The following is a 26655-nucleotide window of genomic DNA, read 5'->3' on the forward strand; positions in this document are numbered from 1 at the left end:
GAAGCCCCCCCTGCCCCCTTTCTAAAAGGGGGATTTGACTCTCTCTCCTTAGAGTTGAGGGTGGGCGAGCAGTCGCTCTGGGATGAACGCTTTGCGTCCTTTGCGATCCGGTCTTTTCCGCCCTCCCCCACTCAGGCATCCGCCTGCAGCTGTTGCAGCAGCTGCTTGGGGGTCTGGCGCAGGGGCTGGCGCTGGGTCAGCCAGCCGATGAGCAGCAGCAGGGCGACGCTCAGGCCGAGGGAGGCCAGCCACAGCTGGGGGTTGAGCCGGGCCGGCAGCTCCAGCCAGAATTGGCTGATCAGCAGGCTGGCCAGCTGCGCCAGCAGGGCGGCGAACAGCCCGGCCAGCAGGCCGATCAGGGCAAACTCGGTCATGCCGATGCGGATGATATCGCCCTGGGCCGCGCCCAGGGTGCGCAGCAGCAGCCAGGAGCGCAGCCGACCCCGCTGGGCGGCGCGGGTGGCGGTGAAGATGACGATGAAGCTGGAGGCCAGGGTGAACAGATAGAGCAGGGTCACCGCCAGGGCGGCCTGATCCATCACCTCCTGCACCCGCTGAATCATGTCCTGCACGTCGATCCAGACCACGCCGGGGGCGCTGGCCTGCAACTGGCGGCGCAGCGGCGCGGTCTGCTGGGGCGACAGGCCCAGGTGGAAGTTGGTCATGTAGCTCAGGGGCAGGGACTGGGCCGCCTCGCCGTGCAGGATGAAGAAGAAATTGAGCCGAAAGCTTTGCCACTCCACCTGGCGCAGGGCGCTGATCTGGTAGTCGCGCTGGATGCCGATGAAATCAAACCGCAGCACGTCTCCCAGCTGCAGACCAAACAGCTCGGCAATGCCCTGCTCCACGCTCACCGGCGGCAGGTCCGCCCGGCGCCGCGCCTGGGGCAGCGCGGCGATCACCGGATTATGCTCGGGCACCTGATCCAGCAGGGCGACATTGGCCTCCCGCTGCAACAGGCGCTTGGCCCGTGGCGTGCGCTGTTGGCCAACCTCAAGCGCCTTGCCATTCACCGCCAGCAGGCGGCCCCGCGCCACCGGCACCAACTCCGGGGCCAGACCCTGTTGCGCCAGCAATTGCCGCACCGCCGGGCGCTGATCCGGCTGGATATTGATCATGAACACATTGGGCGTGTCCGGCGGCAGGGAGTCGCGCCAGCCGTTGAGCAGGTCCTGGCGCACGAAGCTGACCAGGATGAGCAGAAAGATCACCAGCCCCAGGGCAATCAGTTGCAGTTTGACCAGCCCCGGCTCGCGGGCCAGGGCGGCCAGGGCCAGACGCAGCCAGCCCCGGCTCAGGGGCTGCAGGCGGCGCAGGGCGGCAAGCAGGGCCAGGGCGAGCAGATAAAACCCGGCGGCGGCCAGCAGCAGGGAGGGCGCGGCCCAGACCACCAGGCCGCCGCTGAGCAGTAGCACCATGAGCAGGATCAGCAACACCAGGCTGACCAGCAGGGCGCTCAGGGGGTTGTAGTCCGGGCGCATCTGGCGAAACACCTGTAGCGGCGAGACCTGGGTGGCCTGGCGAAAGGCGGGCCAGGAGAAGGTCCACAGCGCCAGGCTGCCGCTGGCCAGGCCGAGCAGCGCGGCACGCCCCGGCGGGGGCTGGATCAGCGGATCGAAATAATCAGCCAGCCAAGGGGTTATGGCCTGAAACAGGGCCAGGCCAAGAAGTACCCCGACCAGGCTGCCGAGCAGCGCCAGCCAGCTCAGTTGACTGGCGAAAAGCAGCCGCAGCTGGCGATCCGAGGCCCCGGCGGCGCGCATCAGGGCCATGGAGGCGATCCAGCGTTGCAGGTAATAGCGGCTGGCGATCAGAATCGCCAGCCCCGCCACCAGCACCGTGGCCAGGGCGGACAGGTCGAGAAAGGTCCAGGCGGTATTCAGCGAGCGCTCCATGTCGGGATTGGGCGCGCTGGCGCTGCGCAGTTGCCAATGGGGCTGTAGGCGCTGTTGCAGCTGGCGCTGCCAGGCGGCGATGGCCGCCGCCGGGCCGGCGAAGCTCAGGGCATAGGTCACCCGGCTGCCGGGGCCGATCAGTCCCAGCTGTTTGAGTCGCTCCAGGGGCAGCAGCGCCAGCGGGGCGAAGGCGCTGAAGCTGGTGAACAGGGGGTCGCTGCCGGTCAGCCAGTCGCCCACGCGCAGGGTCTGGTTACCCAGCTGCAGGGGGCTATCACGCTCCAGGTCCAGCAGCCCCTGCAGCTGCTGATCCGCCAGCAGTTGGTCCGGTGCCAGATCGGCCAGGCCCAGGCCCTGCTCGGTGCGCAGCTGGCCGCGCAGGGGATCGGGCCGATCCAGACCGCGCAGGCGGATCAGCTGGAACTGGTCATTGGCCAGGAGCATGCTGGTCAGCTCGATGGACTCGGCCACCTGCAGACCGCGCCGCTGGGCCTGCTGGCGCAGATCAACAGGCAGCGGTCGGCTGCTGCTGAGCACCAGGTCGGCGGCCAGGGCCTCGGCGGCCTTGGCCAACATGCTGTGATGCACGCTGCGCGCCAGCTGTTCCACCAGCACCACGCTGCTGCTGGCGATGACCACCGCCAGCCACAGCCAGAGCCATTCACCTCGGCGCAGGGCGCGCCAGAACCAGAGGCTGGCGGTGTAGATGCTATGAGATCTCGTCAATTGTCCGGCCCCGCTTGATCAATTTACCACCCAGAGGCAGAAGCCACCCCTTGATTGTGGCCCATGATTGACGAAATTGGACGCAAGAGCAATGCAAGCCGACGGTCTAACCGCTGCATTCAACCCATTTGCAGCGCCCTGGCCGCCCTTGCGGATGACAGTCGGGCTGGGAGCCCGCCCTACCCAGGGCAGTTGGGCCAACAATTGCGGCACGGCTATTGATCATCGGCAGGCTTGGGGGTAAGGTTGCCCCTTTCCACCCAAATCAACATTTCTGTCTAAGGTGGTCCGTAGGGACTGCCTTTTTGCTTTTATGGGGCCCCGACTCATGACGGACTCACTGATGGCTACCTACAACCGGCTTGCAGTCGGCTTTGAGCGGGGCGAGGGTGCGCGCCTGTGGGACACCCAGGGGCGGGAGTATCTGGACGCCATCACCGGCATTGCCGTGTGTGGCCTGGGTCATGCCCATCCGGCGGTGCAGCAGGCCCTGTGTACCCAGGCGGGCAGGCTGCTGCACACCTCCAACCTCTATCAGATCCCCCTGCAGCGCCAGCTCGGCGACCAACTCACCGAGCTTACGGGGATGGAGCGGGCCTTCTTCTGCAACTCCGGGGCCGAGGCCAACGAGGCGGCGATCAAGCTGGCACGCAAGCACGGCCACGCCTGCGGTATCGATAGCCCGGCCATCATCGTCATGGAGCACAGCTTCCACGGCCGCACCCTGGCCACCCTCAGCGCCACCGGCAACCGCAAGGCCCAGGCCGGCTTCGAGCCCCTGGTGCAGGGCTTTGTGCGGGTACCCTTCGATGACCCCGAGGCACTGCGCAAAACCGCCGAGATCCGCCACGATATCTGCGCCGTGCTGGTGGAGCCGATCCAGGGCGAGGGCGGCGTGCATATCCCCAGCGCCGACTATCTGCCCGCCCTGCGCCAGATCTGCGACCAGCAGGGCTGGCTGCTCATGTTCGACGAGATCCAGTGCGGCATGGGCCGCAGCGGCAAATTCCTCGCCCATCAGCACACGCCGATCCAGCCCGATGTGCTGACCCTGGCCAAGGCCCTGGGCAATGGGGTACCCATAGGTGCCTGTCTGGCCCGGGGCGAGGCGGCGCAACTGTTCGGCCCGGGCAGCCATGGCTCCACCTTCGGCGGCAACCCCCTGGCCTGCGCCGCCGCCCTGGCCGTGCTGGAAATCATGCAGGCCGAGGATATCCCGGCCCGGGCCGCCGTCGGCGGCGAGCGCCTCAAGCAGGCCCTGAGCCAGGGCCTGGCCGACCTGGATGGCCTGCTGGAGATACGCGGCCAGGGCATGATGCTGGGCATAGAGCTGGATCGGCCCTGTGCCGAGCTGGTATCCCAGGCCCTGGAGCAGGGCCTGCTGATCAATGTCACCGCCGAGCGGGTGGTGCGACTGCTGCCGCCGCTCAACCTGAGCGATGCCGACATTCAGCTGCTCAGCGACCGGCTGACCCGCCTGATCCGCGCCTTTCTGACCCCCTGAGGATGGACCTCATGACCCAGACCGACTCCCCCCGCCCACGGCATTTCCTCAGCCTGCTGGACCTCAGCGGCATCGAACTGCGCGCCCTGCTACAGCGGGCCAGTGAACTCAAGCGCCTGCACCGGCGCGGCGACCTGTATCAGCCGCTGCGCAACCGCACCCTGGCGATGATCTTCGAGAAATCCTCCACCCGCACCCGGGTCTCCTTCGAGGCGGGCATGACCCAGCTGGGTGGCCACGCCCTGTTTCTCTCCCCCAAGGACACCCAGCTGGGCCGGGGCGAGCCCATCGAGGACAGCGCACGGGTGCTCTCGCGCATGGTGGATATCGTCATGATCCGCACCTTTGCCCAGGACACCGTGGAGCGCTTTGCCGCCCATTCCCAGGTACCTGTGATCAACGGCCTGACCGATCTGCTGCACCCCTGCCAGCTGCTGGCCGACATGCAGACCTGGTTCGAGCAGCGCGGCGACATCCGTGGCAAGACCGTCACCTGGGTGGGGGATGGCAACAACATGTGCCACAGCTACATGGAGGCGGCCCATCTGCTGGACTTCCGCCTGCACATCGCCTGCCCCGAGGGCTATGACCCGGAGCCTGGGTTCATGCAGCGTTTTGGCACCCACTGCCAGATCATCCGCGACCCCATGCAGGCCGCCAAGGGTGCCGATCTGGTGGTCACCGATGTCTGGGCCAGCATGGGACAGGAAGAGGAACAGACCCGCCGCGCCCGTGCCTTTGCCGATTATCAGGTGAACGAGACGCTCATGGCCCAGGCCCACAGTGATGCCCTGTTCATGCACTGCCTGCCGGCCCATCGGGGCGAAGAGGTCAGCGCCGGGCTGATGGATCGGCCCGACTGCCTGGTCTGGGAGGAGGCGGAAAACCGCCTGCATGCGCAAAAGGCCCTGCTGGAATTCCTCCTCGCCGCCTGATGCCCATGCGCAAGCCCATCGCCCTGTTGCTCCTGACCCTGGCCATCACGCCCTGGGCCGACCCGCTGTGGGCCGAGACCCGCTTTGTCACCGACAGCATCAACTTCTCCCTGCGCGAGGCCCCCAACAAGGGGGCCAAGTTCCTCATCGGCATCAGCAGCGGCACCCAGGTCGATCTGCTGGAGACCCAGGCCGAGACCGGTTACAGCAAGATCAAGACCCAGGACGGGCTGGTGGGCTACATCGAAACCCGCCGCCTGCAGCGCCAGCCCCCGGCCCGCCTGCTGCTGGAAGAGGCCAACCGCAAGATCAGCGAACTGCAACAGGAGGGGGGGCGCAACGGCGGTGCCCTGATGGACGACTACGAGGTGCTCAAGTTTGAACACGCCCGCCTCAACGAGCAGTTCAACCGGGCAAAAAAGGAGCTGGAGGCGATCCAGCGTACCTCGGCCAATGCGGTGCGCATCTCCATGGAGCGCAACGACCTGCGCAAGCAGCTGGCCGACATGACCCGTGAGATGGCCGCCCTGGAGCAAAAGTACCAGGAGGCCAGCAACAGCCGCGAACAACGCTGGTTCGTCATCGGCTCCGGCGTCCTCTTCGCCGGCATGGTCCTCGGTCTGCTGCTGCCCTCGGTGCGGCTGAAACGCCAGTCCGGTTACTCGGGGTTTTAAGCCAGTGCTTAGAAGGCAAGTGTGACTACCACCGCCAAAATCCCCCTCAATCCCCCTTTGATAAAGGGGGAGGCCAACTACAAACCCATTTCGCCCTCTGCCCCCTGTCCCCTGTCCCCTATCCTCTGTTAATCAAACAGACTCAGGATCTCCGCCTCTACCTCGGTCTTGTCGATCAGGGTCTTTTGCACCACGGGCCTGTCGAACAGCCCGGCGATGGCCGCCGGGATCTGCTGCCCGGCCTGCTCGGCGATGGCCGCCAGGGCCTGCTGCTCCTGCTCGGGCATTTGCCCGGTCAGGGCCAGGGCGATGGTGGGGGAGAACTTGGTCCACTCGGCGGTGGAATAGACGATATCCTTCAATGGCTTGTCGCGGCAGCTGGCGTGGGCCTTGAAGCAGGTGGCGGTGTGCGGGTCCATCAGATAGCCCTCGGCGAAGGCCTGCTTGATATAGGCCTGACCCTCGGCATCGGTACAGAAATCCGCGCTGAAAATCCCCTGCAGCCGGGTCAGCTCTTCAGTACTCAAGGCATAGTGCCTGTCCTCGTCCAGCTGGCGCATCAGGCTGCGGGTGCGCTCGGTACCGAACAGATCCCAGAGGATGCGTTCGACGTTGCTCGACTTGAGAATATCCATCGCCGGTGAGCTGGTGCCGACCACGGCGCGGTCGCGCAGGTCGTAGCGGCCAGTATGAATCCAGTCGGTGAGCACGTTGTTCTGATTGGAGGCGATGAGGATCTTCTCCACCGGCAGGCCCATCTTCATCGCGTAATAGCCGCCCAGGGCGTTGCCGAAGTTGCCGCTGGGCACGTTCAGATAGACCTTCTCCCCCAGCGCGATGGCACCCTGGCGCACCAGCTCCAGGTAGCTGTGGACGTGGTAAATGGTCTGGAAGATGATGCGGCCGAAATTCACCGAGTTGGCCGCCGACAGCAGGGTGTTCTTCTGCCTCAGCAGGTCACGGAAGGCCGCCGAGCCCAGCAGGGTCTTCAGCGCCGTCTGGGCATCGTCGAAATCGCCGCGAATGCCCACCACCTTGAGGTTGCTGCCGCTCTCGGTAACCATCTGCAGGCGCTGCACATCGGAGGTGCCGCCGTCGGGATAGAGGCAGACCACGCGCACATTGGCGCGCTCACGGAAGGTATCCAGCGCCGCCGGGCCGGTATCGCCACTGGTGGCGGCCATGATCAGATAATGCTCGCCGCGCCGCTGCGCCAGGTCTGACAGCACCACGCCAAAAGGCTGCAATGCCATGTCCTTGAACGCCCGCGTCGGCCCGTGATAGAGCTCGCTGACGTATAAATCATCACGCACCCGCACCACCGGCACCGGGTTGGCCGGGTCATCAAAGGCATCATAGGTGGCCAGGGCCTGATCTATCACCTCGGGGGCTATGTCCGGCTCGAAGGCCGCCAGCAGGTCCCGCGCCAGGTCCTTGTAGTGACAATGCAGATGATCGCGCAAAAAGCCCTCGCCCAGGTTGGGCAGGGACTCGGGCACATAGATGCCACCAAAGGAGGACATAGGGCTGAGAATGGCCTCGGAGAAACTGATAGAGGCCGGGCGCTGGCCGTCGTTACCACGGGTTTCGATGAAGTTCATGTTGAGCTGCCAAGATTAGGTGTTGAGATTTGGAGACGCAGAGAATCCATGTAGCCTGGATGTAGCGCAGCGGAATCCAGGGTCGGCTAACCCCGGATTCCGGCTACGTCTGCCGTTCGCTGAGCGAAGTCGAAGCGAGCGGCGGCTGGCTTCGGCCCTTCGGCTAGGCTCAGGACGCCGCTCCGCTCAGCCAGCGCTTTTGCGCTAAGTTGACGACATTGGCTACAAATCTGGATCGGCCTCGGTGAAACACGCCATCCGCGTTTATTCGCGTTCATTTGCGGACTGTTCTTCTAAGCACACAGGCAGTGGAGAAAATCCTATTCAACCTTGCGCCCTTTGCGTACCCTTGGCGTCCTTTGCGTTCCCATTTCGGCCGCCATTATATACAGGAAACATCCAGGAACCCCCATGCTTGAACCCCTTGCCTTTGCCGATGCCATCGCCCAGCTGGAGCTGGGCACCCCGCCCCATCCCGAGGCCGGCTTTCTCGGCGGCCGCTTGCGCCCCGAGGATGCGGCGCTGCTGCTGATCCCAGTGCCCTGGGAGGCCACCACCTCCTACGGCGGCGGCACCAGCGAGGGGCCCAACGCCATCCTCCAGGCGAGCCATCAGCTGGACCTGCAGGACCCCTTTTTCGGCGAGCCCTTTCGCGCCGGCATCGCCTTTGCCGAGGAAAATGAAGAAATCGCCCAGCTCAACGCCCAGGCCAAGGCCGTGGCGCAGCAGGTGATCGAGGCCCTGGAGCAGGGCGAGGAGGCAGCCACGGTCGCCGACAGTCTGGATCTTGTCAATCAGGCCTCAGAGCGGGTCAACCAGCGGGTCTATCAGCAGGCCAGCGCCGCCTTGGGGCGCGGCCAGCGGGTCGGCCTGGTGGGCGGTGATCATTCCAGCCCCTTTGGCCTGATCCAGGCCCTGGCGGAGCGCTATCCCAGCTTCAGCATCCTTCACATCGATGCCCACCACGACCTGCGCCAGGCCTACGAGGGCTTTGAGCACTCCCATGCCTCGATCTTCTATAACGTGATGGCGCAGATCCCCCAGGTCAGCCGCCTGGTACAGCTGGGCGTCCGTGATTACCACCGCAGCGAGGTGGAGCATCTGCAAGGCTTGGGCCAGCGCGGTCGCTGCTTCTATGATGCCGCCGTCTCGCAGCGGCTGCTGCAGGGCGAGCCCTTTGCTGCCATCTGCGGCGAAATCCTGGATGCGCTGGGGGATGCGGTGTACATCTCCCTGGATATCGACGGCCTGGACCCGGTCAACTGCCCCAGCACAGGCACCCCGGTGCCCGGCGGGCTAAGCTACGCGCAGATGGGATTTTTGCTGGAACAGCTGTCCGCCTCGGGCAGACAGATCATCGGCTTTGACCTGTGTGAGGTGGCCCCACCCCCCAACGGCGGCGACTGGGATGCCAATGTCGCTGCCCGCCTGCTTTATCGCCTGTGCGGCTGCCTGCTGTATGGCAGCAAGGCTCAGGCCGGCGGCTGATCGTCGGCATGATAGACGCAGACCCGGTCACGCCCCTGATGTTTGGCCCGGTAGAGGGCCTTGTCGGCATGGCGCTTGAGCTGCTCGATGCAGCCCGGCTCAAAGCTATGGCAGACCCCCACGCCTACGCTCAGGCTGAGGTACTCGCCTATCTCTGAGGCCGCATGGGCTATGCGCTGCTCACGCACCTGCTGCAACAGGCGTTCGGCCACCGCCACCGCGCCCTGCTGGTCGGTGCCCGGCAGCACCACAATGAACTCCTCACCACCGTAGCGGGCAACGAAATCGGTGGCCCGAGGCAGGGCCGATTGCAACAGCTGGGCCACCTCGCGCAGGCAGTCATCACCCGCCTGATGGCCGTAGTAGTCGTTGTAATTCTTGAAGAAATCTATGTCCACCATGAGCAGGGCCAGCTTGTCGTGGCAGCGTGCGGCGCGCGCCTTCTCGGCTTGCAGAAACTGCTCCAGGGCGCGCCGGTTGGGTACCTGGGTCAGCTCATCGGTGATGGAGCGCTTTTCCAGCACCAGTTGTTGCTGCCAGGCCATGCGCAACAGGTGATTGAAGCCCTGGGCCAGGTCATGGAACTCCAGCAGGCCCCAGGTGGATACCGGCTCGCCGGTGAAGTCCAGGGTCTGGCCACGGATCTCCGAGCGCAGACGGCGCATGGGGGCCACCAGCAGGCGTTCCAGACACCAGAGCACCAGCGCCAGAACCGTCAGGCTCACCAGTAGGGAGACCAGCACGCTCTGGGTCTGCTGTTGGCGCATGCGTACATCGAATTCTGCCACATTGGCGTACAGTCTGATCTCGTAGAGCGACCGCTGACGCAGGGAGTCAATCCGGTAGTCGATCTGCTGAAAGTGGTCCAGCTTCTCCTTCGCTGGGGATTTGTCATAGATCTGGCGTTGTTTGATCAGGTTGTGGATCGAAAGCGGGATCTCGACCAGGCGCTCCAGCTCGGGCAGGTTCATGTCGGCATTGATCACCACCTCCAGATAGCCCTGCAGGCGCAGGCCGCCGATGGGCAGGATCAGGGAATAATAGGCATCCCGGCTGCCGGCCCAGCGGCCGCCCAGGGCCTGCAACCGATCCATACCCTGACGCAGCATGGCCTGTCGCGCCACCGGGCTGGGACCGGGGTCCAGCCGGTAGGCATCTATGTTCATGGTGCTGGCGGTGCGCCCTATCGCCAGCGCCCGCCAATCGGTGTCATACACCTTGAGCGCCTCCAGCGACAGGAAGGCACCATTGACATAGCCGTTGATGAAGGGGTCAATCAGCACCGCCTCCAGCCGTGCCGAGCCCTGCCGCTCGGCCTGGGCCTGGGCAAAGGCCTGGGCAAAGTCCGACCGGCCGATAAAGCGCGTACCCATCTCCAGGGTCTTGTGATAGATGTCCTCGTACACCTGACGCACGGCCACATCCAGGATACGGCGCAGGGTCTCCTCCTCCCGCTCATGGGCCGCGGTCCGATAGTTCTTCTCCGACTGGTAGATCTGCAACAGGGTGGTGGCAAAAATGAGCAACAGGCAACACAGGATCAGCATCCGCACAGACAGTCGCTGAACCCTGGGTTTCAATAGCTGATCGGGTATTGCTTTTCGGTCCAACTCATCCACCCACCGCGAAACCAATATACCTGCCGATAGCCCCAGGATACCGCCTTGGCCGCAGCATTACTGCTGCGCAGACAGCGCGGCCCGTTACAGTAAAACAGCAGGGGGTGGTCCTTGTCTTGGGTCAACTCGGCCAGGCGCTGCTCGGTCAGTTCGGTATCCAGGATATTGAGCGCGCCTTCGATGTGGCCCATGGCATATTCATTGCCACGGCGCGAGTCCAGTATCAGCAGATCAGGCAGGCCCTGGGCCAGCTCAATCACCCGCTCGGCATCTACCAGGCTGGCCCCGGCGACCGCCTCCGGCGCGGTGGGCTTGACCGCCCAGCAGGGGCTTGCAACAAAGAGTAACAGCAGGCAGCAGACGTAACCCAGGCGCGAGGCCATGGCAAGTCCTCCAGGTGGTGGTTGGGCATCTCGGCATCAGGCGGCGCGGAGGCCTTGTTTGAGGCTACTATTTCAGAGAATATCCGTCGCTGTCAAATCAGCGCCCCGAGGTCAGGTCAGAGATGAACGCCGAGAAACGCCGCCAGATATTCCAGCGCCTGAGCGCCGCCAACCCCAACCCGACCACGGAGCTGAACTATTCCAGCCCCTTTGAGTTGCTGATTGCGGTCATCCTCTCCGCCCAGGCCACCGACAAGGGGGTGAACAAGGCCACCGCCGGGCTGTTTGCCATTGCCAATGACCCGGCGGCCATGCTCGCCCTGGGAGAGGAGGGCCTGAGACAGCAGATCAAGAGCATAGGCCTGTTCAACAGCAAGGCGAAGAATATCATTGCCACCTGCGCCCTGCTGCTGGAGCGCCACTCGGGCCAGGTACCCGAGCAGAGGGAGGCCCTGGAGGCCCTGCCTGGGGTAGGCCGCAAGACCGCCAACGTGGTGCTCAACACCGCCTTTGGCCAGCCAACCCTGGCGGTGGACACCCATATCTTCCGCATCGCCAATCGCACCGGGCTGGCCCGGGGCAAGACCCCGCTGGCGGTGGAGCAGGGCCTGCTGCGGCATACCCCCAGGGAGTTTCTGCAGGATGCCCACCACTGGCTGATCCTGCACGGCCGCTACTGTTGCCTGGCGCGCAAACCCCGCTGCGCCAGCTGTCCAATCGAGGACCTGTGTGAGTTCAAGGAAAAATCAACCTAACTACTCAGGCCATTAAGCCCCTTACCCCTTCCTGATTACCCCTGTATCTCAGCCATTATCTCGGCTTGGCTGGCCGTGCATGCCCTGGGCTGGGAGGCCGGTTTTGCCGTGCGGCATAGGGCGCTTAAAAAGTTAGAAGTTTGAAGGGTGAAGTTTGAAGGAATGAGCCCTTCGGGCGTTTAAGAAATCCCCCCTGCCCCCCTTTGTACTGACGGCTGGCAGCTTTGACCCGGTGTCGAGCCCCGCAACTCAGAGCGCCCGTATCTTGCCCAGCTGTGTCTGTAGATTGGCCAGGGCCGCCTGGGCCTCGGCCAGCTTGTCGCGCTCCTTCTGCACCACATCTTGCGGCGCCTTATCGACAAACCTGGGGTTCTCCAGCTTGGCACCGATGCGCTGGCATTCCTTTTCCAGACGGCCGATCTCTTTTTCCAAGCGGCCGATCTCCGCCTGTTTATCGATCAACCCAGCCATGGGGATCAGGATCTTCATGGAACCAACCAGGGCGGTGGCGGACTCGGGGGCCTGGCTGGCGTCCTCCAGCACCTCAATGGACTGGGTACGGGCGAGGAAGTCCAGATAGGGCCGGTGGCGCTCGGCGCGCTGGCGGTCATCCGCGCTGGCATCGGCCAGCAGCACCGGCACCGGCTTGCCCGGTGCGATGTTCATCTCGCCCTTGATCTTGCGGATGCCAAGGATGAATTGCATCACCCAGGCCATCTCCTGCTCGGCGACGCTATTCACCAGGGCGGCGCGGTGGCTGGGGTAGGTTTGCAGCAGGATGGATTCGCCCTGTTTTCCCGCCGGAGCCTTGACCTGCTGCCAGATCTCTTCGCTGATGAAGGGCATCAGCGGATGGGCCAGGCGCAGTAGGCCCTCCAGCACGCGCACCAGGGTACGGCGGGTACCTCGCTTCTGTGCCTCACTGGCCTGAGGATTGTTCAGCACCGGTTTGCACAGCTCCAGGTACCAGTCGCAATACTCGTTCCAGGTGAACTCGTAGATGGCCTGGGCGGCCTGGTCGAAGCGGTAGTGGCTGAGGGCCTCGGTCATGGCCTGCTTGGTGCGCTGCAGGCGCGACAGAATCCAGCGGTCGGCCAGGGAGCGTTCGACCGGCTCATCACCAAGACCGGTATCCTGACCTTCCACGTTCATCAGCACGAAGCGGGCGGCGTTCCACAGCTTGTTGCAGAAGTTGCGATAGCCCTCGATGCGGCCCATATCGAACTTGATGTCGCGGCCGGTGGCGGCCAGGGCGGCGAAGGTGAAGCGCAGGGCATCGGTGCCGAAACTGGGGATGCCGTCGGGGAATTCCTTGCGCGTCTGCTGTTCGATCTTCTTCGCCAGCTGCGGCTGCATCATGCCGCTGGTGCGCTTGGCCACCAGGGCCTCCAGGTCGATGCCATCGATCAGATCGATCGGATCGAGTACATTGCCCTTGGACTTGGACATCTTGTCGCCCTGGGCATCGCGCACCAGACCGTGTACATAGACCTCGCGGAAGGGCACCTCATCCATGAACTTCAGCCCCATCATGATCATCCGCGCCACCCAGAAGAAGATGATGTCAAAGCCGGTGACCAGCACGCTGGTGGGGTAGAAGGCGCGCAGGCGCTCGGTCTGCTCGGGCCAGCCCAGGGTGGAAAAGGGCCAGAGCGCCGAGCTGAACCAGGTGTCGAGCACGTCCTCGTCCTGGCGCAGCGGGTAGTCGGTGGCCAGATCGTGGCGCTGGCGCACCTCGGCCTCAGAGCGACCGACATAGACATTGCCGGCCTCGTCATACCAGGCCGGGATGCGGTGGCCCCACCAGATCTGCCGGCTGATGCACCAGTCCTGGATGTTGCGCATCCAGTCGAAATAGGTGTTTTTCCAATTATCCGGCACAAAGCGGATGCGGCCGCTCTCCACCGCCTCGATGGCCGGTTTGGCCAGGGGGGCGATCTTGACGTACCACTGATCGGTCAGATAGGGCTCTATGACCACGCCGGAGCGGTCACCCCTGGGCACCATGAGGCGGTGGTCCACCACCTTTTCCAGCAGGCCGGCGGCCTCCAGGTCGGCGACCATCTGTTTGCGCGCGGCGTAGCGATCCAGGCCGATATAGCGGCTGGGGATCAGCTCGCCCTCCGGCTCCTCGTTGGCGCGAATGGCGGCATCCGGGGTGAAGATATTGATCAGGCCACCGTGGGGCTGGTTGCAGATGGCCAGCTCGTCGCGATGGCGCTGCCAGACGGCGTAGTCGTTGAAGTCGTGGGCCGGAGTGATCTTGACGCAGCCGGTGCCGAACTCGGGATCGACGTGCTCCTCGTCGGCGATGATGGGGATCTTGCGCCCGGTCAAGGGCAGCTCCAGCAGCTCGCCGATCATGTGCCGGTAGCGTGGGTCGCTGGGATTGACCGCCACGGCGCAGTCGCCGAGCAGGGTCTCGGGCCGGGTGGTGGCCACCACCAGATGGCCCTTGCCGTTGGACAGGGGGTAGCGCATGTGCCACATGGAGCCCTGCTCTTCCTCGTTGAGCACCTCCAGGTCTGACACCGCGGTGTGCAGCTTGGGGTCCCAGTTGACCAGGCGCTTGCCGCGATAGATCAGGCCCTCTTCGTACAGGCGCACGAACACCTCCTTGACCGCTTCGGACAGGCCCGCGTCCATGGTGAAACGCTCGTTGGCCCAATCCAGCGAAGAGCCCAGGCGGCGCAGCTGGCGGGTGATGTTGCCGCCGGATTCTTGCTTCCACTCCCAGATGCGCTGGATGAAGGCCTCACGGCCGAGATCGTGGCGGGTCTGGCCGGCGGCCTCCAGCTGGCGCTCCACCACCATCTGGGTGGCGATACCGGCGTGGTCGGTGCCCGGCTGCCAAAGCGTGTTGTCACCCCGCATGCGGTGGTAGCGGATCAGGCAATCCATGATGCTGTTGTTAAAGCCATGCCCCATGTGCAGGCTGCCAGTGACATTGGGCGGCGGGATCATGATGCAGTAGGGTCGGGCATCATTCATGGCCGGCGCGAACCAGCCGCGCGCCTCCCAGGTCTGGTACCACTTCTGTTCGATGGAATGGGGTTCGTAGGTCTTGTCCATTGTGTTTCCGCTGGGTAGGGTTTTGGTGCATTCAGTAATTAGGCCAGGGAGACACAGAGATCAGAGAGTGGTTTCGGCGGTTGGCAACTGCTGGGCCCTCCCCTTCACCTGGCGACAGGCCTAAGGGTTTGAGTAGGCAAAACTTTTCTCTGTGTGCTCTGTGGCTCTGTGGCGCAACGCCCCGGTTCAGGTTGTAGCCCGGATGGAGTGCAACGGAATCCGGGGCTGACGTTGGGCAGGGATTATCCCAGATTTACCGGCCCAGGTGGCCAAAAGGAAACCAGAAATCCACGAACCTTAATCGATGGCCGAACAGATCACCTGAGTTGAAAGCGGATACGGGTGCGGATGCCGTGACGGTCCACCGGCTGCTTGTCGTAGCGCCAGCGTTTTACCGCGGACAGGGCCTGCCGGTCGAACACGCCCCGTGGCTTGGCGCTGACCACGCGCGGGTTGCGCACCGCGCCCGAGCGGGTAACGGTGAAGCTCACCAGCACCCAGCCCTCTATACCCTTACGCTGGGCGCTGCGCGGGTAGCTGGGCTTGGGCCGGTAGAGGGGGCGGTTGCTGAAGCGCGCCTTGGCCCTGGCCTTGCGCGGCTGGGGCTTGGCCTTGGGCCTCTTTTTCTCCGGCGGCTTCTTTTTCGGCGGTTCTTGCTTCGGCTCGGGCTTTTTTTCCGGCTTGGGCTCGGGTTTTGGCTCGGGCTTTTTCTTTTCCACCTCCACCGGCTTCTCTAGCGGTGGTGGCTGTTCAACGGGCTCGGGCTCGGGCTCGGGTTCCGGTTCGGGCTCGGGTTCGGGCTCTGGCTCTGGCTCTGGCTCTGGCTCTGGTTCTGGCTCCGGGGCCGGGGGTTCGGGGTTGGACATCTCCACCTGATCGTTGGAGACGAAGACGATACGCGCCTCGGGCTGTTTCAGTTCATCGGCGATGCTGGGCGCGGTGACCAGGCCCTTCATCAGCCAGACCAGGCCCAGGGTGACCAGCAGGGCCAGGGGCAGGGCGAGGATATGGCGCAGACCGGCGTGCATGGTCGGGCTCAGGGCTTATGGGCGGAGACAGCCACCTGCTCCACCCCGGCCAGGCGGATCTGATCCATCACCCGCACCAGCAGGCCGCTGCTGGCCTTGACGTCGGCCTGGATCACGGCGGCGGAGTTGGGGTTCTCGGCGCGCATACGCTCCACCTGGGCGCGCACCGCTTGCAGGGGCAGACGGCGACGGTCGATCCAGATGTTGTCGTTGGCATCTATGCCCACCAGGATACGCGCCCGTTCCTGGCTGGCGCTGGTCACCGCGCGAGGCCGGGCGAACTCTACCCCGGTCTCGCGCACGAAGCTGGCGGTGACGATGAAGAAGATCAGCAGGATGAACACCACGTCCAGCATGGGGGTGAGGTCGATGGGCTGCTCTTCTGTCTGAGGTCGTTTACGTCGGCGCACCTTGACCTCCTTCCAGCCGCAGTACCCTGAAGCGAATGCGGCGCAGCGAGCGCCGCTCCCAGCTGCCCAACAGGGCGTTGAAATAGAGCCCGGCCAGGGCCATCACCATGCCCGCCAGGGTGGGCAGGGTGGCGCGGGAGATGCCGCCGGCCATGGCGCGGGCGTTGGCGGTGCCGGTCTGGGCCATGACATCGAACACCTCCAGCATACCGGTGACCGTGCCCAGCAGGCCGAGGAGGGGGGCCAGGGCGATGAGGGTGCCGATCAGATGCTTGCCGCTGGCGCTGCGCAGCTCCAGCTCGGCCAGCAGCTCGCGCCGGATCTGCCGCGCCTGCCAGGAGCGGTGCTCGGCCCTGGCCTGCCAGATGGCGCGCAGCCGCTGGCTATCGCGGGCCAGGCCAAAGGCCAGGTAGATGGCCCGTTCGATAATCAACAGCCACATCAGAAAACCGGCCCCGATCACCAGCCAGAGCACCGGCCCGCCCAGCTCCAGGAAGCCGCGCAGGTCACCATGGTCCAGCAGCAGGCCGATGAACTGATCAAGCATGGCGTTCAGCGCTCAGGCCCATGGCATCCACTCAACCCTGCTCCAGCCGCCGCGCCACCAGGGCGGCGGACTGCTCCTCCAGGATCTGCTCCACCTTGCGGCTGCTGCCGGCCGCCAGGCTGTGCAGCAACAGCAGGGGGATGGCGGCGCACAGGCCCATCACCGTGGTCACCAGGGCCTGGGAGATGCCACCGGCCATCAGCTTGGGGTCGCCGGAGCCAAACAGGCTGATGGCCTGAAAGGTGAGGATCATGCCCACCACGGTGCCCAACAGGCCCAGCAGGGGGGCGATGGCGGCAAGCAGACGGATCAACGGCAGGCCGCGCTCCAGGCGCGGCATCTCCTTGAGGATGGCCTCGTCCAGACGGCGCTCGATCAGCTCGATATCGCCCTCGGTCTGGTCCTGCACCGCCAGCAGCACCCGGCCCAGTGGGTTGTTGGCCCGGGGCTGCTCGCTGTGCCGCTTCTGCCAGCCGACCCGGGCGCTGACCAGACGCAGGCCGAGGATGCGCCAGAGGGCGATGACCAGCCCCACCACCGCCAGCAGCAGGATCAGATAACCCACCAGGCCGCCCTGATGCAGGCGCTCCTCCAGTGCCGGTGTCTGCACCAGCAGGGACAGCAAGGCCCCTCGGGAGGGGTCTATGGCGTAGGTGGTAAGCCCCCCCCGGCGCTGGCCGTTGGCCTGCAGGAAGCGGCCGGCCGGCTGCCGATCCAGCACCCGCAGGCGTTGCAATTCCGGTATATATTCCAGATAGCGGCCCTGGTGCAGGGCGACAAAGGGGCCCACCCGGAGGACCTCGGCCTGGCTCTGCTGGCCATCCCCGGCCACCAGCAGGCTGGGAAAGCTGGCCACCTGGGCCTGACCCTGAAGCTCCAGCTGGAGCCGCCAGACCAGCCGGGCCAGATGCCGACGCAGGGCGCTGGAATCGGCCAGGGCAATCGGCCCCTGTTGATCCGGCGCGGCCTGATTGGCGGCCTTGTAGTCCCGGCTGGCCTGGCGCATGGCCTCAAGGTCGATGCGCGCCTCGGGGTGCTGCAAGGCGATCAGCGAACTGGCCAGCAGCTTGCTGCTATCCTCCGCCAACAGCCAGAGGGTACTGCCCAGATCCCCCAAGGCGTCCCTGGCCTTAAGCAGGCGCTGGCGGGCGCTGCTGATCCCCTGGTCAAGCACCTTGGAATCGGCCTGAAGCTGTTTCAGCCGCTGTTTTTCCTGCTCCAGCTGTTCTGCGCTCTTGGCCTGTGGTGGCAGCGGGGGTGGCTGAGGGGCCTGATCCGGGCCAGGGTCGCGCAGCAGTTCCAGCAGGCGCTGGTGAGGGGCTTCCGGCCCCTTGCCGACCGACTGGGTTGGGGCCTGACTTGGGGAGGGATCGGGCAGCGGGTCAAGCCCGGCGCTGGCGGGGTCGGCAGACAGGGGCATGATCAGCAGGTCCGGCGGTATCCGCTTCAGGGCCACCTGGATACCCCGCTTGACCTTGCCCTCCAGGCCTTCGGCCAAGGGCCGCCAGCGCTGCTCGCGCCGGTCCCAATAGCCGCTCTGATCACCGTCAAAGGTCTGATACACCAGCGCCAGCCGACCGTAGCGCAGAAAGGTGACCAGCCGGGGCGGCCGCTCGCTCGCCTGGTCGCTGGCCTGTTCCAGCTCGGCATCCCAGGCCTCCAGGCCCTGCCCCGCCTCCACCTCGTCAAGAAAGGCCTGCGCCAGGCGGCGCAGACGCTCGGCATAGGGCTGGGCCGGATCGGCCATCTCCTGCTTGAGCCCCTGCAACCGGGCCAGGCGCTCGCCGCGGTGAAAGGGCAGGTCGCCCTCCAGATGCCGCTCCAGCCGCCCCAGCCAGTCGTGCAGCAGGGCATCCAGGCGAAGCCGCTCCGCGTCCAGGGCGCTGAATTGGGCCTGCAACTGGCCAAGCACCTGCTGCTGCTGGCCGATCTGCACGCGCAGACGCTCCAGCCGGTCTTCATCGGCCAGCAGGTTCAGGGGCAGCAGCAGGGCAAGCAGCAGGCAGAACAGGGAGATTCGCATCATCGCATCACAGAGATTCACAGCCGCGCCAATCTAGCCCCTACAGCGGGCCAAATCCATAATTTGAGCGCCGCAAGGGCAATAACAGACAGCAAAGCGGGGCATTTGACGCATTCAGAAGACAGAGGACAGAGGACAGAGGACAGAGGACGGAGGGCTGAGGGCTGAGGGCTGAGGGCTGATGCGTTCAGGCGATAAGCAACGCCTGGCGGGCGTTGGCGCTGGTTTGCTCGGCCAGCCAGCTGGCGTCCTCGCCGCGCACCTCGGCCAGGGCGGCGAGGCATTCGGGCAGATAGGCCGGGCTGTTGCGTTCACCCCGGTGGGCGGCCCCGCTCAGGTCCGGGGCATCGGTCTCCAGCACTATGGCCTCGATCGGCAGCACTCGCGCCAGCCCGCGCAGCCGCCGCGAGCGGTCGTAGGTGAGCATGCCACCAAAGCCCAGCTTGAGCCCCAGGTCGAGGTATTCCCCGGCCAGCTGTGGGCTGCCGTTGAAGGCATGCACTATGCCGCCGGGCGGACGGATGCGCTTGAGCAGGGCAAGCATCGGGTTGTGCGCCTTGCGGTTGTGCAGAATCACCGGCAGACCGGCCTTGCGCGCCAGGTCCAGTTGGCGCTCAAACAACCACAGCTGGCGCGGCCGGTCCGCCCCTGGGATGAAGAAATCCAGGCCGATCTCGCCGATGGCGCAGAGGGGCTCGCTCCGCGCCAGCCCGGCCAGCTGGTGCAGCGCCTCATCCCCATGCAGATCGCTGTACACCGGGTGCAGCCCCAGGGCCGGGTGCAGGCCGGCATGGCGGCGGCACAGCCGCAAAATTCCCGGCCAGCCCGCGGCATCAATGGCCGGGATCACCAGATCAGCCACCCCGGCGGCGCGGGCGTCGGCCAGCACCTGCTCGCGGTCGGCGGCAAACCGGGCCACATTCAGGTGACAATGGGTGTCGATAAGTGCAGGCTGGCTCATGTAAGATGCCCAAGGATCAAAACTCAGGCCCCAGCATCCCGCAGCGGCCCGATCTTGACAAGCCCGACAGGACACCACCCAACCAGCCGAGGAACCATCATGAAAACCATCATCACCGCCACTGCCCTGCTGCTCGCCTCCACTGCCGCCCTGGCCCAGCCCAACATGACCGACATGCTGATGAAGCTGGATGCCGATGGCAACGGCAGCGTCAGCCTTGAGGAGTTCCTCAAGCCCTACGAAATGCAGTTCAAGCACCTGGACCAGAACGGCGACGGCGGCATCAGCCAGGCCGAGGCCGAACAGTTCGTCAAACAGATGCAGCAACACATGCAGCAGATGCGTCAGCAGGCCCCCAAGCAGTAAGGCCGGACCCAGCCGGTTACCGTGAAACAAGCGGCCGTTGACCATCATCCGGGGAGCGCTGAGCCCGTTGTAGCCCGGATGAGGCCACGCCCTGCGGCAACACCGGATTCCGTTGCACGGCATCCGGGCTACGGGGCTGCCGGGCCCTGAAGCGGCCAGGCGTTAGGTGTGGGATTGCCCCTCGATCCTTAAGCAGGAATTGTGCAAGTGCGGGCCACAGATGCAGACTCAGCTACGGGAATGAAGGCCCTCAGGTCAACCACCCTGGCCCGGCCTTTGTAGTGGCAACGGCGCTGCACCAGATGCGTCTCGACGCGGTGGCCCACCGCCTGCTCGCCAGTGGCGCACGCCAGGTGGCCGATCTGGGCTGTGGCCAGGGCGAGCTTCTGCATTGCCTGCGGGAATACGATCAGTTCGACCGGCTGCTGGGCATAGACACGGATGCCGAGGTGCTGGCCCTTGCCCGTGCCCGCTTGATGCTGGATCCGCTGCACCCCGACCGGCGCGTGCGACTGCGGCAGGGCTCCTTCGAGGAAAGCGACTGGTGCAGCATGGCGATCGACGCCGCCGTGTTGCTGGAGACCATAGAGCACATCGACCCCGGCCGACTGTCGCGCCTGGAGCGGTCCCTGTTTGGTCAGATCGCCCCGGCGCTGGTACTCATCACCACGCCGAACCGGGATTACAACCCCCTGCACGGCCTGACAGCTGGCGAGCGCCGCCACCCTGGGCACCGCTTCGAATGGAGCCGGACCCAGTTTCGCGCCTGGTGCAGGGGCCTGGCCGAGCGCCAGGGCTATTGCGTTGACCATCAGGATATAGGCCCGCCGGACCCCCAGCGTGGCAGCTCGACCCAGATGGCCTGCTTTACGCGGTGCGGTACAGGCTAGCCGGTCGGCCTGTCCTGCTTGTCTTGCCGTTCCGCGCTGGCGGCGGCCACGGGCCGCCCTATGGGGCGGGGCATGAGGCGGTTACACATAGCCCAGCCCGTTCTGGCTCAGGCCCAACAACTCCAGGTTGTTCCAGTTTATGTCGCTCTCCACCACCGCCATGGCCAGGGAGGTCTGGGTGTATAGGCCCTGATCGATCCAGCCGGCAATCGCGTGCTGCTCGATGTTGGTGGGCTCGCGGCCGTACAGGTTCTCATACAGCAGCCTGGCCACTTCCTGATTGCTGGCATCCTCGCCCAGTTGCAGGTTCAGACCGGCCTGCACCAAGGCCTGGGTGCTCATGCCGCCCTCCAGCAGGTCCAGCACCACGCCAACATAGTGGGGATTTAAGATTGAGCTAGGACCAAACAGCCCGCCCAGCAGCCTGGCCGCCGTGGTGGGATTGCCGGTCAGGTCCAGGATCACTGTTTTGTCGATGAACTGAATCTCCTCCACCTCATACAGGGTGACCTGCTTGAACTTATAGGTGTAGTCCGCTGAGGCCGATCCGGTAATGGTAACCGGCCCGTTGGGCGTGATCTGGATGCTGAAATGGCTCGAATAATCGAACACCAGATTCTTATCCTTGCCGTAGTAGCCATAGCCCCACATGGTATCTTCAGTGGCATGCCAGCTGAGGATGTCATTGCCGTTGCTGCCGTTGGTCTCCAGGGCGGCCAGCTCATAGCCCGCCTCGGGGGTCTGCAAAGGGATAAGCACATCGTTGAACTGGAGCTGCTCCACGTTGTACAGCAGCAGCTCGTCGAACTTATTGTTGTAATCCGCCCCGTCCGAGGCCCAGATCTTGGTCGCGCCGGGGAAGCTGGCGATGCGGTAATAGGCGCTGCTATCCGAGATCACCACCCGGTCTATGCCATCCAGGCCGTCAATGACGCTGTGATCCCCCGCGGCTATGGTCAGCCCGCGATAAGTCAGAATATCGTTGCCATCGGTAGGCGTTTCCACGTACTGGAAGCTATACAGCTGCGGGAAGGCCCGCATCACCCAGTCGTTGAGCAGGGCATTCAGGTCCGACAGGCTGTTGGCGCTGGAGATATCCTGTGTATTGCCGTTATAGCTGATCCGCTCGATGGTACGCTCGCCGTCGATCTGATACAGCTGGTCGGCCCAGGAGATGGTCAGGGGGTTGGCGCCGCCCAAGCCCAGGGTCAGGGTGATGGAGCCATCCGCCGCCGCCTCCAGGTCAAAAGAGGTGATGGGATTCCGGATATAGGATAGGTCCAGCGTATCCACGTCATAACGCTCACCAAAGTCGGTGATGCGCACCGAGGTGGGCACGGAGCCATCCACATCCACGGTGATGCGGTAGGTATCCGAGCCCTGCTTGCCGTCCAGGGTCTCGCTGGGCACGTCTTCGTTCAGTTCGGCCACCAGGATATCATTGCTGGCGGTACCGGTGACATTGTCCGAGATCTCGCCAAAGCCAACGACCGGATGGCCGGCGCCAACCCACTCCTTGACCCAATCGGCGATGGCGTCGATCAGTTCTTGGCGGCTATCCAGGCCAGAGATATCCAGGGTCTTTTGTTCCTCTGCAAGCGAGGAATGGTCAAAGCGCAGAATATCCACCGCCCGCTCGCCACCAGCGTTGTCCTGATAGATCTGGGTGGTCAATACAATATGGGCCGCGCCCATGCCGTAATCCACCCCCAGGATCACCTGGCCTGATGTCTCAGCGGAGACCACAGTGATATTGGGCAGAAAGCCCTCTTTATCGGTCGGCGCGGTGAGCTGGGACAGGTCCAGGGTGTCGGTACCGGCCCCATCGCCGGCGATGGTCAGGTTGACCACGCCGGGGATCAGGCTGCCCAGCAGCTGATAGGTATCGTTGCCCTCCTTGCCATCCACGCTATCGGCCAGGCTGGCGGTGCCGGTGACGTGGGCGGTTATTCGATCATCACCAACATCGCCTACCAGTGTGTCTGGAATCTCAGGATAGCCAACAACTTCGCCATCATAGTCGGATGATGAACCGCTGAGATTGTTGTCCGAATAGTTATCTATCTCTGCCTGAAGCTCCGCCAGAGAGTTGAGCTGAGAAATATCCAGATCCACACCATCTATGCGAATAGTCTCGATGGCGCGTTCTTCTTCAGCACGCTTGTAGAGTTGGTTGTCCCAGGATATTTTTATTGGGTGGCGGCCTTCCAGAAAAACATTCAGTGTGACCGCACCGTCGTCTGTTCCGGTGATAGTGAGGCGCGTAATCTCATTGGTAATATCAGACAGGTCCAGCACATCGGCATTGCCGCCCTTATCCACAATCTTGATGTTGGTCGGGCTTGAGCCGTCAATATCAGTGTCGGCGCGGATAACGTAACGGTCCGAGCCTATGTCGCCCTGCAATTCCTCAGAACTGACATCCTCGTTTAGTTCAGCAATCAGCGTATCGTTGCCTATGCCGCCGACTAGGGTATCGCTGATTTCGGAAAAGCCGATAAGGGTAGTGCCGGGCCAGCGGTCGGTATCGCTGCCGTTGAATGTGCCAGCAGGAAAGCCAGCAGCCACCCACTCAGCAATAAGATCAACAACTTCAGCTCGGGTATTTACAGCGGAGAGATGAAGCAGGGCATTGCCTATCTGGATGTAATCTACGCTATGGTCACCATCTGTTTGATAGGTTTGTTGAGATATCAGTATAAGAGCCTCACCACCATCAGCGGCGGTGACACCAAGGACTATCCCATTATTTTCTTCTGAAGTCGGGTCAGGCGGAGCCGCCCATGCACGCAAGGTTGACAGGTCATTAGTAATACCAGTCAAATCCAGGGTGTCAGTACCAGGCCCTGCCAAATTTCCTGTCCAAGCAACTGATGTGGTAACAGGAAAATTCTGCAGTACGCCATCGCCATTAGCATCTTCTCCAGCATCCAATACCCCGTTATTATTGGCATCTTCGCTTGGATCAATCTCCTCTTCGGGCTTATCTCCGTCAACAACAAAATTAACGCCAGAGTGAAGCGTGCCCCTAAATCGATAGATATCGTCACCCAACTCACCAAAGAGGGAATCCGTTATATTGACGAGTCCATCTTCATTGACACCCACACCCACTTCAGCAATGAGGATGTCATCACCATCACCTCCCTTGATGGTGTCGATAAGATCGGCAAAGCCAACCAGGACGTCGTCGCCAACTGTGCCTGTAAATACTGCCATCGGAAGTTCCTTTGTGAACTCTGGAATTGAATTGGGTTAAACGGTTTCTGTTGTTCTAGGCGTGTGCCCTGGGGCTTGCGTTGCCCACCCTAAGCGGTTTAGCCATCTTGTCACTTCGCGCCAGCGGCGGCCGCGGGCCGCCCTATGTGGATCGCGGCAGGGTCTTTCACACTTCACCCTTCAAACTTTTTTCACTTGCCCCTGCCTGCCCTGAGGCCGATTTGGCCCAGGCCTTCCTTGATGATTCTTGGGGTGACAAAGATCAACAGTTCTTGGTTGGCTGTTCTGGTCATGCGTTGCTTGAATAGATTACCAAAGTAAGGCAGATCACCTAGCACAGGCGTTTGTCTTTTGGACTTGTTAGTCTGTTGTTTGAATACACCACCTAATACTATGGTTTCTCCGTTACTGACCAAAGCCTGTGTTTTTACTTCACGCTTGTACACATAAGGATTCCCATCCACATTGCGCAAGTCATCAGGGTTATCATAGGTAATTATCAGATCCATAATCACATCATCATCGGGTGTGATTTGTGGCGTGACATCCAATTTTAGCAGGGCCTCCTTGAACAAAACGCTTCTTTCTCCATCACTGATGATTTGGAAGGGAATTTCCTCACCCATTTTTATCGAGGCCTGGGTCCGATCACCGGTTAAAACCCTCGGGCTTGCAATGAGTTCACCCTTGCCCTCGGATTGCATCGCGCTCAACTCCAGCGAGATGATGTGAGAGAAGGCCTTGCCAATGACAAAGTTGATGGCACTGGTGGCGGGGTTGTTGGCATCCGTGGGCAGATTGACCAGCAGGTTGTCCTGTAACAAGCTGAATTGGTCAGTTCTTACACTGGGCGCACCGGTTATGGGATCACGCACAATGGTTTGTGCCTGCCCGGCATTGAGACCGGCTTGAGGCAGTTGGCCATTATTGATGTTCGAGTATGAGGGCACGCCGCCACCCACGCTGTAGAAGGTGGAGTTGGGGTCGGTCACCGAGCCTGAGGCACCGGCGCTGCCAAAGCCCAAGCGTACGCCCAAGTCTTTTGTGAAGCTGTCATCTGCAATTACCAAACGAGATTCTATCAGGACCTGATTGATTGGCACGTCAAGGCGCTGAATGATTGTTCTTACTTGGCTCAATGCCTCCTCGGTATCTTTGACGATTAGCACATTGGTCCTTAAATCTCTGTTGACGGAACCTCTGGGCGAAATAATTGAGCCGGTTGAAGACTCTTCAGCTGCCTTGTTTTTGGAGCTTTGAGTACCTTGATCAGTGGCTGCTCGTGCAGTGTCTTCTGAACTCTTCGTAACCGTGGTGCCGGTTAATACGGCGGCAACATCTTCTGCCTTGGCGTAGCTAAGCTTGAACCATTCGGTGACAAGAGGGGCGAGTTCTTCTACTTGTTTCTTTGATTCCAATTCCAATTTCTCAGCTGCCGCAATTTCTGCAGCTGGCCCAATACGCATCACATTATCCTTCTGGCGCATGTCCAGATTTTTTGACTTCAGAATAATATCCAACGCATGATCCCAGGGCACATTCTGCAGGCGCAGGGTGATGTTGCCGGTGACGTTGTCGCTGACCACCAGGTTCATGCCGGTGAAGTCGGCGAGGAGTTGCAGTACCGAGCGCACTTCGATGTCCTGGAAGTTAAGAGACAAACGCTCGCCGGTGTAGCTTTTCTCCCGCAGCTGGGCTTCTTCCTTAGCGGTGAGTGCGCGCAGTTCGACGACGTATTCGTTGTCGGTCTGGTAGGCCAGGTGTTCGTAGATGCCGGTGGCCTCGATGGTGATCTGGGTGTTGCTGCCGTCGGGCTGGGCGGTGATGAATTGGGCCGGGGTGGCGAAGTCGGTGACATCCAGCTTGCGGATGAGCTTGGGCGGCAGCTTGGTGTTGGGGATGTTGACCACTATGTTGGCACCCTGTTTTTGCATGTCGGCCACCGTGCCGGCGTCGGCCAGGCTGATGAGCAGCTTGCCCTCGCCGCTGGGGCCACGGCGGAAGTCGATGTTGCGGATGCCGTAGTTGCCTGGGGCCTGGGCGCGGGGGCTGGCCTGGACTGTGCCGCTGGCCTTTTGCCTGGAGCCGGCGTCGGCCATGCCTTCGTTGGTGCCGCCGGAGACGGTGATGACAGCCTGGTTGCCGCTGGCGCTGACCTCATAGGGGGCGGCGGCGCTGAGGTTGATTACCAGGCGCGTGCGCTGGCCGGCGGCCAGGGTTTGCAGGCTGCGCACCAGGCCGATGCCGACGGGCACCGGTTGTTTGGGTATGTCGCTGCCGACCTGGTTGAAGTCTATGGCCAGCCGCGGCGGGTTGTCGGTGTTGAAGCTGGCGGGCTGGGGCAGCGGGCCGTCGGCCTTGATGGTGATCTGCACCCGGTCGCCGGGGAGGGCGGCGTAGGAGACGTCCTTGATCGCCAGGGCCTGGGCGGTGGCAGGCAGCAGCAGGGCCAGGGCCGGCAGGAGGACCAGGGTTCTGACCAGGGACTGGCCTGGTGCCTGGCCCAGCCTGGCCTTCATTGTGCTCATCAGGTGGGTTTTCCTGTTCATGGTTGGGCTT

The 26655-nt window shown here is 63.2% G+C and carries 19 protein-coding genes; 7 read left to right on the forward strand and 12 right to left on the reverse strand.

The genetic code is table 11. The features are described from left to right. Nucleotides 1–131: 131 nt before the first annotated feature. Nucleotides 132–2603 carry an FtsX-like permease family protein gene (locus D5125_04200; GenBank protein QFY91052.1) on the reverse strand — a complete coding sequence of 824 codons (2472 nt, stop codon included), beginning with the start codon at nucleotides 2601–2603 and terminating at the stop codon, nucleotides 132–134. A 346-nt stretch (nucleotides 2604–2949) separates the two neighbouring features. Between D5125_04200 and D5125_04205 the strand changes: the two genes are divergently transcribed. Genes D5125_04205 through D5125_04215 form a run of 3 tightly spaced genes read left to right on the forward strand, consistent with a single transcriptional unit; the run spans nucleotide 2950 to nucleotide 5734 of the window. Then, nucleotides 2950–4125 (forward strand): aspartate aminotransferase family protein, encoded by a 1176-nt coding sequence (locus D5125_04205; protein ID QFY88740.1) that lies wholly within the window; start codon nucleotides 2950–2952, stop codon nucleotides 4123–4125. 11 nt (nucleotides 4126–4136) lie between these two features. Further along, complete coding sequence (gene argF, locus D5125_04210) at nucleotides 4137–5060, forward strand: ornithine carbamoyltransferase (GenBank protein ID QFY88741.1); 924 nt, start codon at nucleotides 4137–4139, stop codon at nucleotides 5058–5060. A 5-nt stretch (nucleotides 5061–5065) separates the two neighbouring features. Next, nucleotides 5066–5734, forward strand: coding sequence for a TIGR04211 family SH3 domain-containing protein (locus tag D5125_04215; protein ID QFY88742.2), 669 nt, complete (start codon nucleotides 5066–5068; stop codon nucleotides 5732–5734). 128 nt (nucleotides 5735–5862) lie between these two features. Here the strand turns inward: D5125_04215 and D5125_04220 are convergent, their stop codons facing one another. Next, nucleotides 5863–7335, reverse strand: a complete 1473-nt coding sequence (locus D5125_04220) for a threonine synthase (protein QFY88743.1) — start codon at nucleotides 7333–7335, stop codon at nucleotides 5863–5865. Between the two features lie 411 nt (nucleotides 7336–7746). Between D5125_04220 and D5125_04225 the strand changes: the two genes are divergently transcribed. Beyond that, a complete protein-coding gene (locus D5125_04225) occupies nucleotides 7747–8823 on the forward strand; it encodes an agmatinase family protein (GenBank protein ID QFY88744.1) in 1077 nt (358 codons plus the stop codon). On the opposite strand, the gene D5125_04230 is transcribed toward D5125_04225, so the two are convergent. Together D5125_04230 and D5125_04235 are read right to left on the reverse strand one after the other, a co-directional pair. Then, nucleotides 8808–10370, reverse strand: coding sequence for a GGDEF domain-containing protein (locus D5125_04230; protein ID QFY88745.1), 1563 nt, complete (start codon nucleotides 10368–10370; stop codon nucleotides 8808–8810). The two genes, D5125_04225 and D5125_04230, sit on opposite strands and share 16 nt — an antisense overlap. Before the next feature lie 29 nt (nucleotides 10371–10399). Next, entirely contained in the window at nucleotides 10400–10825 is a 426-nt protein-coding gene (locus D5125_04235) for a rhodanese-like domain-containing protein (GenBank protein QFY88746.1), read from the reverse strand. A 122-nt stretch (nucleotides 10826–10947) separates the two neighbouring features. On the opposite strand from D5125_04235, the gene nth reads away from it, so the two are divergent. Further along, nucleotides 10948–11580 (forward strand): endonuclease III, encoded by a 633-nt coding sequence (gene nth / locus D5125_04240; GenBank protein QFY88747.1) that lies wholly within the window; start codon nucleotides 10948–10950, stop codon nucleotides 11578–11580. Nucleotides 11581–11829: 249 nt separating this feature from the next. On the opposite strand, the gene D5125_04245 is transcribed toward nth, so the two are convergent. The 6 genes from D5125_04245 to D5125_04275 form a co-directional block, all read right to left on the reverse strand. After that, nucleotides 11830–14652 carry a valine--tRNA ligase gene (locus tag D5125_04245; GenBank protein QFY88748.1) on the reverse strand — a complete coding sequence of 941 codons (2823 nt, stop codon included), beginning with the start codon at nucleotides 14650–14652 and terminating at the stop codon, nucleotides 11830–11832. A gap of 317 nt (nucleotides 14653–14969) precedes the next feature. Continuing rightward, nucleotides 14970–15680, reverse strand: coding sequence for a TonB family protein (locus tag D5125_17355; protein ID QPB72210.1), 711 nt, complete (start codon nucleotides 15678–15680; stop codon nucleotides 14970–14972). An 8-nt stretch (nucleotides 15681–15688) separates the two neighbouring features. Beyond that, nucleotides 15689–16090, reverse strand: coding sequence for a biopolymer transporter ExbD (locus D5125_04260; GenBank protein ID QFY88751.1), 402 nt, complete (start codon nucleotides 16088–16090; stop codon nucleotides 15689–15691). Beyond that, a complete protein-coding gene (locus D5125_04265) occupies nucleotides 16077–16637 on the reverse strand; it encodes a MotA/TolQ/ExbB proton channel family protein (protein ID QFY88752.1) in 561 nt (186 codons plus the stop codon). The genes D5125_04260 and D5125_04265 overlap by 14 nt, the downstream gene beginning before the upstream one ends. Nucleotides 16638–16668: 31 nt before the next feature. Next, the gene (locus D5125_04270) at nucleotides 16669–18663 is read right to left on the reverse strand and encodes a DUF3450 family protein (protein ID QFY88753.1); all 1995 of its coding nucleotides are present in this window, start codon (nucleotides 18661–18663) and stop codon (nucleotides 16669–16671) included. Between the two features lie 184 nt (nucleotides 18664–18847). Further along, nucleotides 18848–19621 carry a TatD family hydrolase gene (locus D5125_04275; GenBank protein QFY88754.1) on the reverse strand — a complete coding sequence of 258 codons (774 nt, stop codon included), beginning with the start codon at nucleotides 19619–19621 and terminating at the stop codon, nucleotides 18848–18850. 99 nt (nucleotides 19622–19720) lie between these two features. On the opposite strand from D5125_04275, the gene D5125_04280 reads away from it, so the two are divergent. Then, complete coding sequence (locus D5125_04280; GenBank protein QFY88755.2) at nucleotides 19721–19987, forward strand: EF-hand domain-containing protein; 267 nt, start codon at nucleotides 19721–19723, stop codon at nucleotides 19985–19987. A gap of 281 nt (nucleotides 19988–20268) precedes the next feature. After that, complete coding sequence (locus D5125_04285) at nucleotides 20269–20877, forward strand: methyltransferase domain-containing protein (protein QFY88756.2); 609 nt, start codon at nucleotides 20269–20271, stop codon at nucleotides 20875–20877. An 81-nt stretch (nucleotides 20878–20958) separates the two neighbouring features. Here D5125_04285 and D5125_04290 read toward each other — a convergent pair whose 3' ends face one another. Beyond that, nucleotides 20959–23445, reverse strand: coding sequence for a hypothetical protein (locus D5125_04290; protein ID QFY88757.1), 2487 nt, complete (start codon nucleotides 23443–23445; stop codon nucleotides 20959–20961). Nucleotides 23446–24287: 842 nt separating this feature from the next. Next, the gene (gene pilQ / locus D5125_04300) at nucleotides 24288–26549 is read right to left on the reverse strand and encodes a type IV pilus secretin PilQ (GenBank protein QFY91053.1); all 2262 of its coding nucleotides are present in this window, start codon (nucleotides 26547–26549) and stop codon (nucleotides 24288–24290) included. Between the last annotated feature and the right edge of the window lie 106 nt (nucleotides 26550–26655).

Origin of the sequence: gamma proteobacterium SS-5 (assembly GCA_009497875.2) — a bacterium.
In the GTDB taxonomy this organism is placed as follows: Bacteria; Pseudomonadota; Gammaproteobacteria; order Chromatiales; family Chromatiaceae; genus Magnetovirga; species Magnetovirga frankeli.

Excerpts from the sequence above, each read along its gene's own strand:
- D5125_04230 (QFY88745.1), bottom strand. The coding sequence starts at position 10,370 with ATGCTGATCCTGTGTTGCCTGTTGCTCATTTTTGCCACCACCCTGTTG.
- D5125_04205 (QFY88740.1), top strand. The coding sequence starts at position 2,950 with ATGACGGACTCACTGATGGCTACCTACAACCGGCTTGCAGTCGGCTTT.
- D5125_04270 (QFY88753.1), bottom strand. The coding sequence starts at position 18,663 with ATGATGCGAATCTCCCTGTTCTGCCTGCTGCTTGCCCTGCTGCTGCCC.
- D5125_04220 (QFY88743.1), bottom strand. The coding sequence starts at position 7,335 with ATGAACTTCATCGAAACCCGTGGTAACGACGGCCAGCGCCCGGCCTCT.
- D5125_17355 (QPB72210.1), bottom strand. The coding sequence starts at position 15,680 with ATGCACGCCGGTCTGCGCCATATCCTCGCCCTGCCCCTGGCCCTGCTG.
- D5125_04275 (QFY88754.1), bottom strand. The coding sequence starts at position 19,621 with ATGAGCCAGCCTGCACTTATCGACACCCATTGTCACCTGAATGTGGCC.
- nth (QFY88747.1), top strand. The coding sequence starts at position 10,948 with ATGAACGCCGAGAAACGCCGCCAGATATTCCAGCGCCTGAGCGCCGCC.
- D5125_04245 (QFY88748.1), bottom strand. The coding sequence starts at position 14,652 with ATGGACAAGACCTACGAACCCCATTCCATCGAACAGAAGTGGTACCAG.
- D5125_04225 (QFY88744.1), top strand. The coding sequence starts at position 7,747 with ATGCTTGAACCCCTTGCCTTTGCCGATGCCATCGCCCAGCTGGAGCTG.
- D5125_04265 (QFY88752.1), bottom strand. The coding sequence starts at position 16,637 with ATGCTTGATCAGTTCATCGGCCTGCTGCTGGACCATGGTGACCTGCGC.
- D5125_04215 (QFY88742.2), top strand. The coding sequence starts at position 5,066 with ATGCGCAAGCCCATCGCCCTGTTGCTCCTGACCCTGGCCATCACGCCC.
- D5125_04280 (QFY88755.2), top strand. The coding sequence starts at position 19,721 with ATGAAAACCATCATCACCGCCACTGCCCTGCTGCTCGCCTCCACTGCC.
- argF (QFY88741.1), top strand. The coding sequence starts at position 4,137 with ATGACCCAGACCGACTCCCCCCGCCCACGGCATTTCCTCAGCCTGCTG.
- D5125_04235 (QFY88746.1), bottom strand. The coding sequence starts at position 10,825 with ATGGCCTCGCGCCTGGGTTACGTCTGCTGCCTGCTGTTACTCTTTGTT.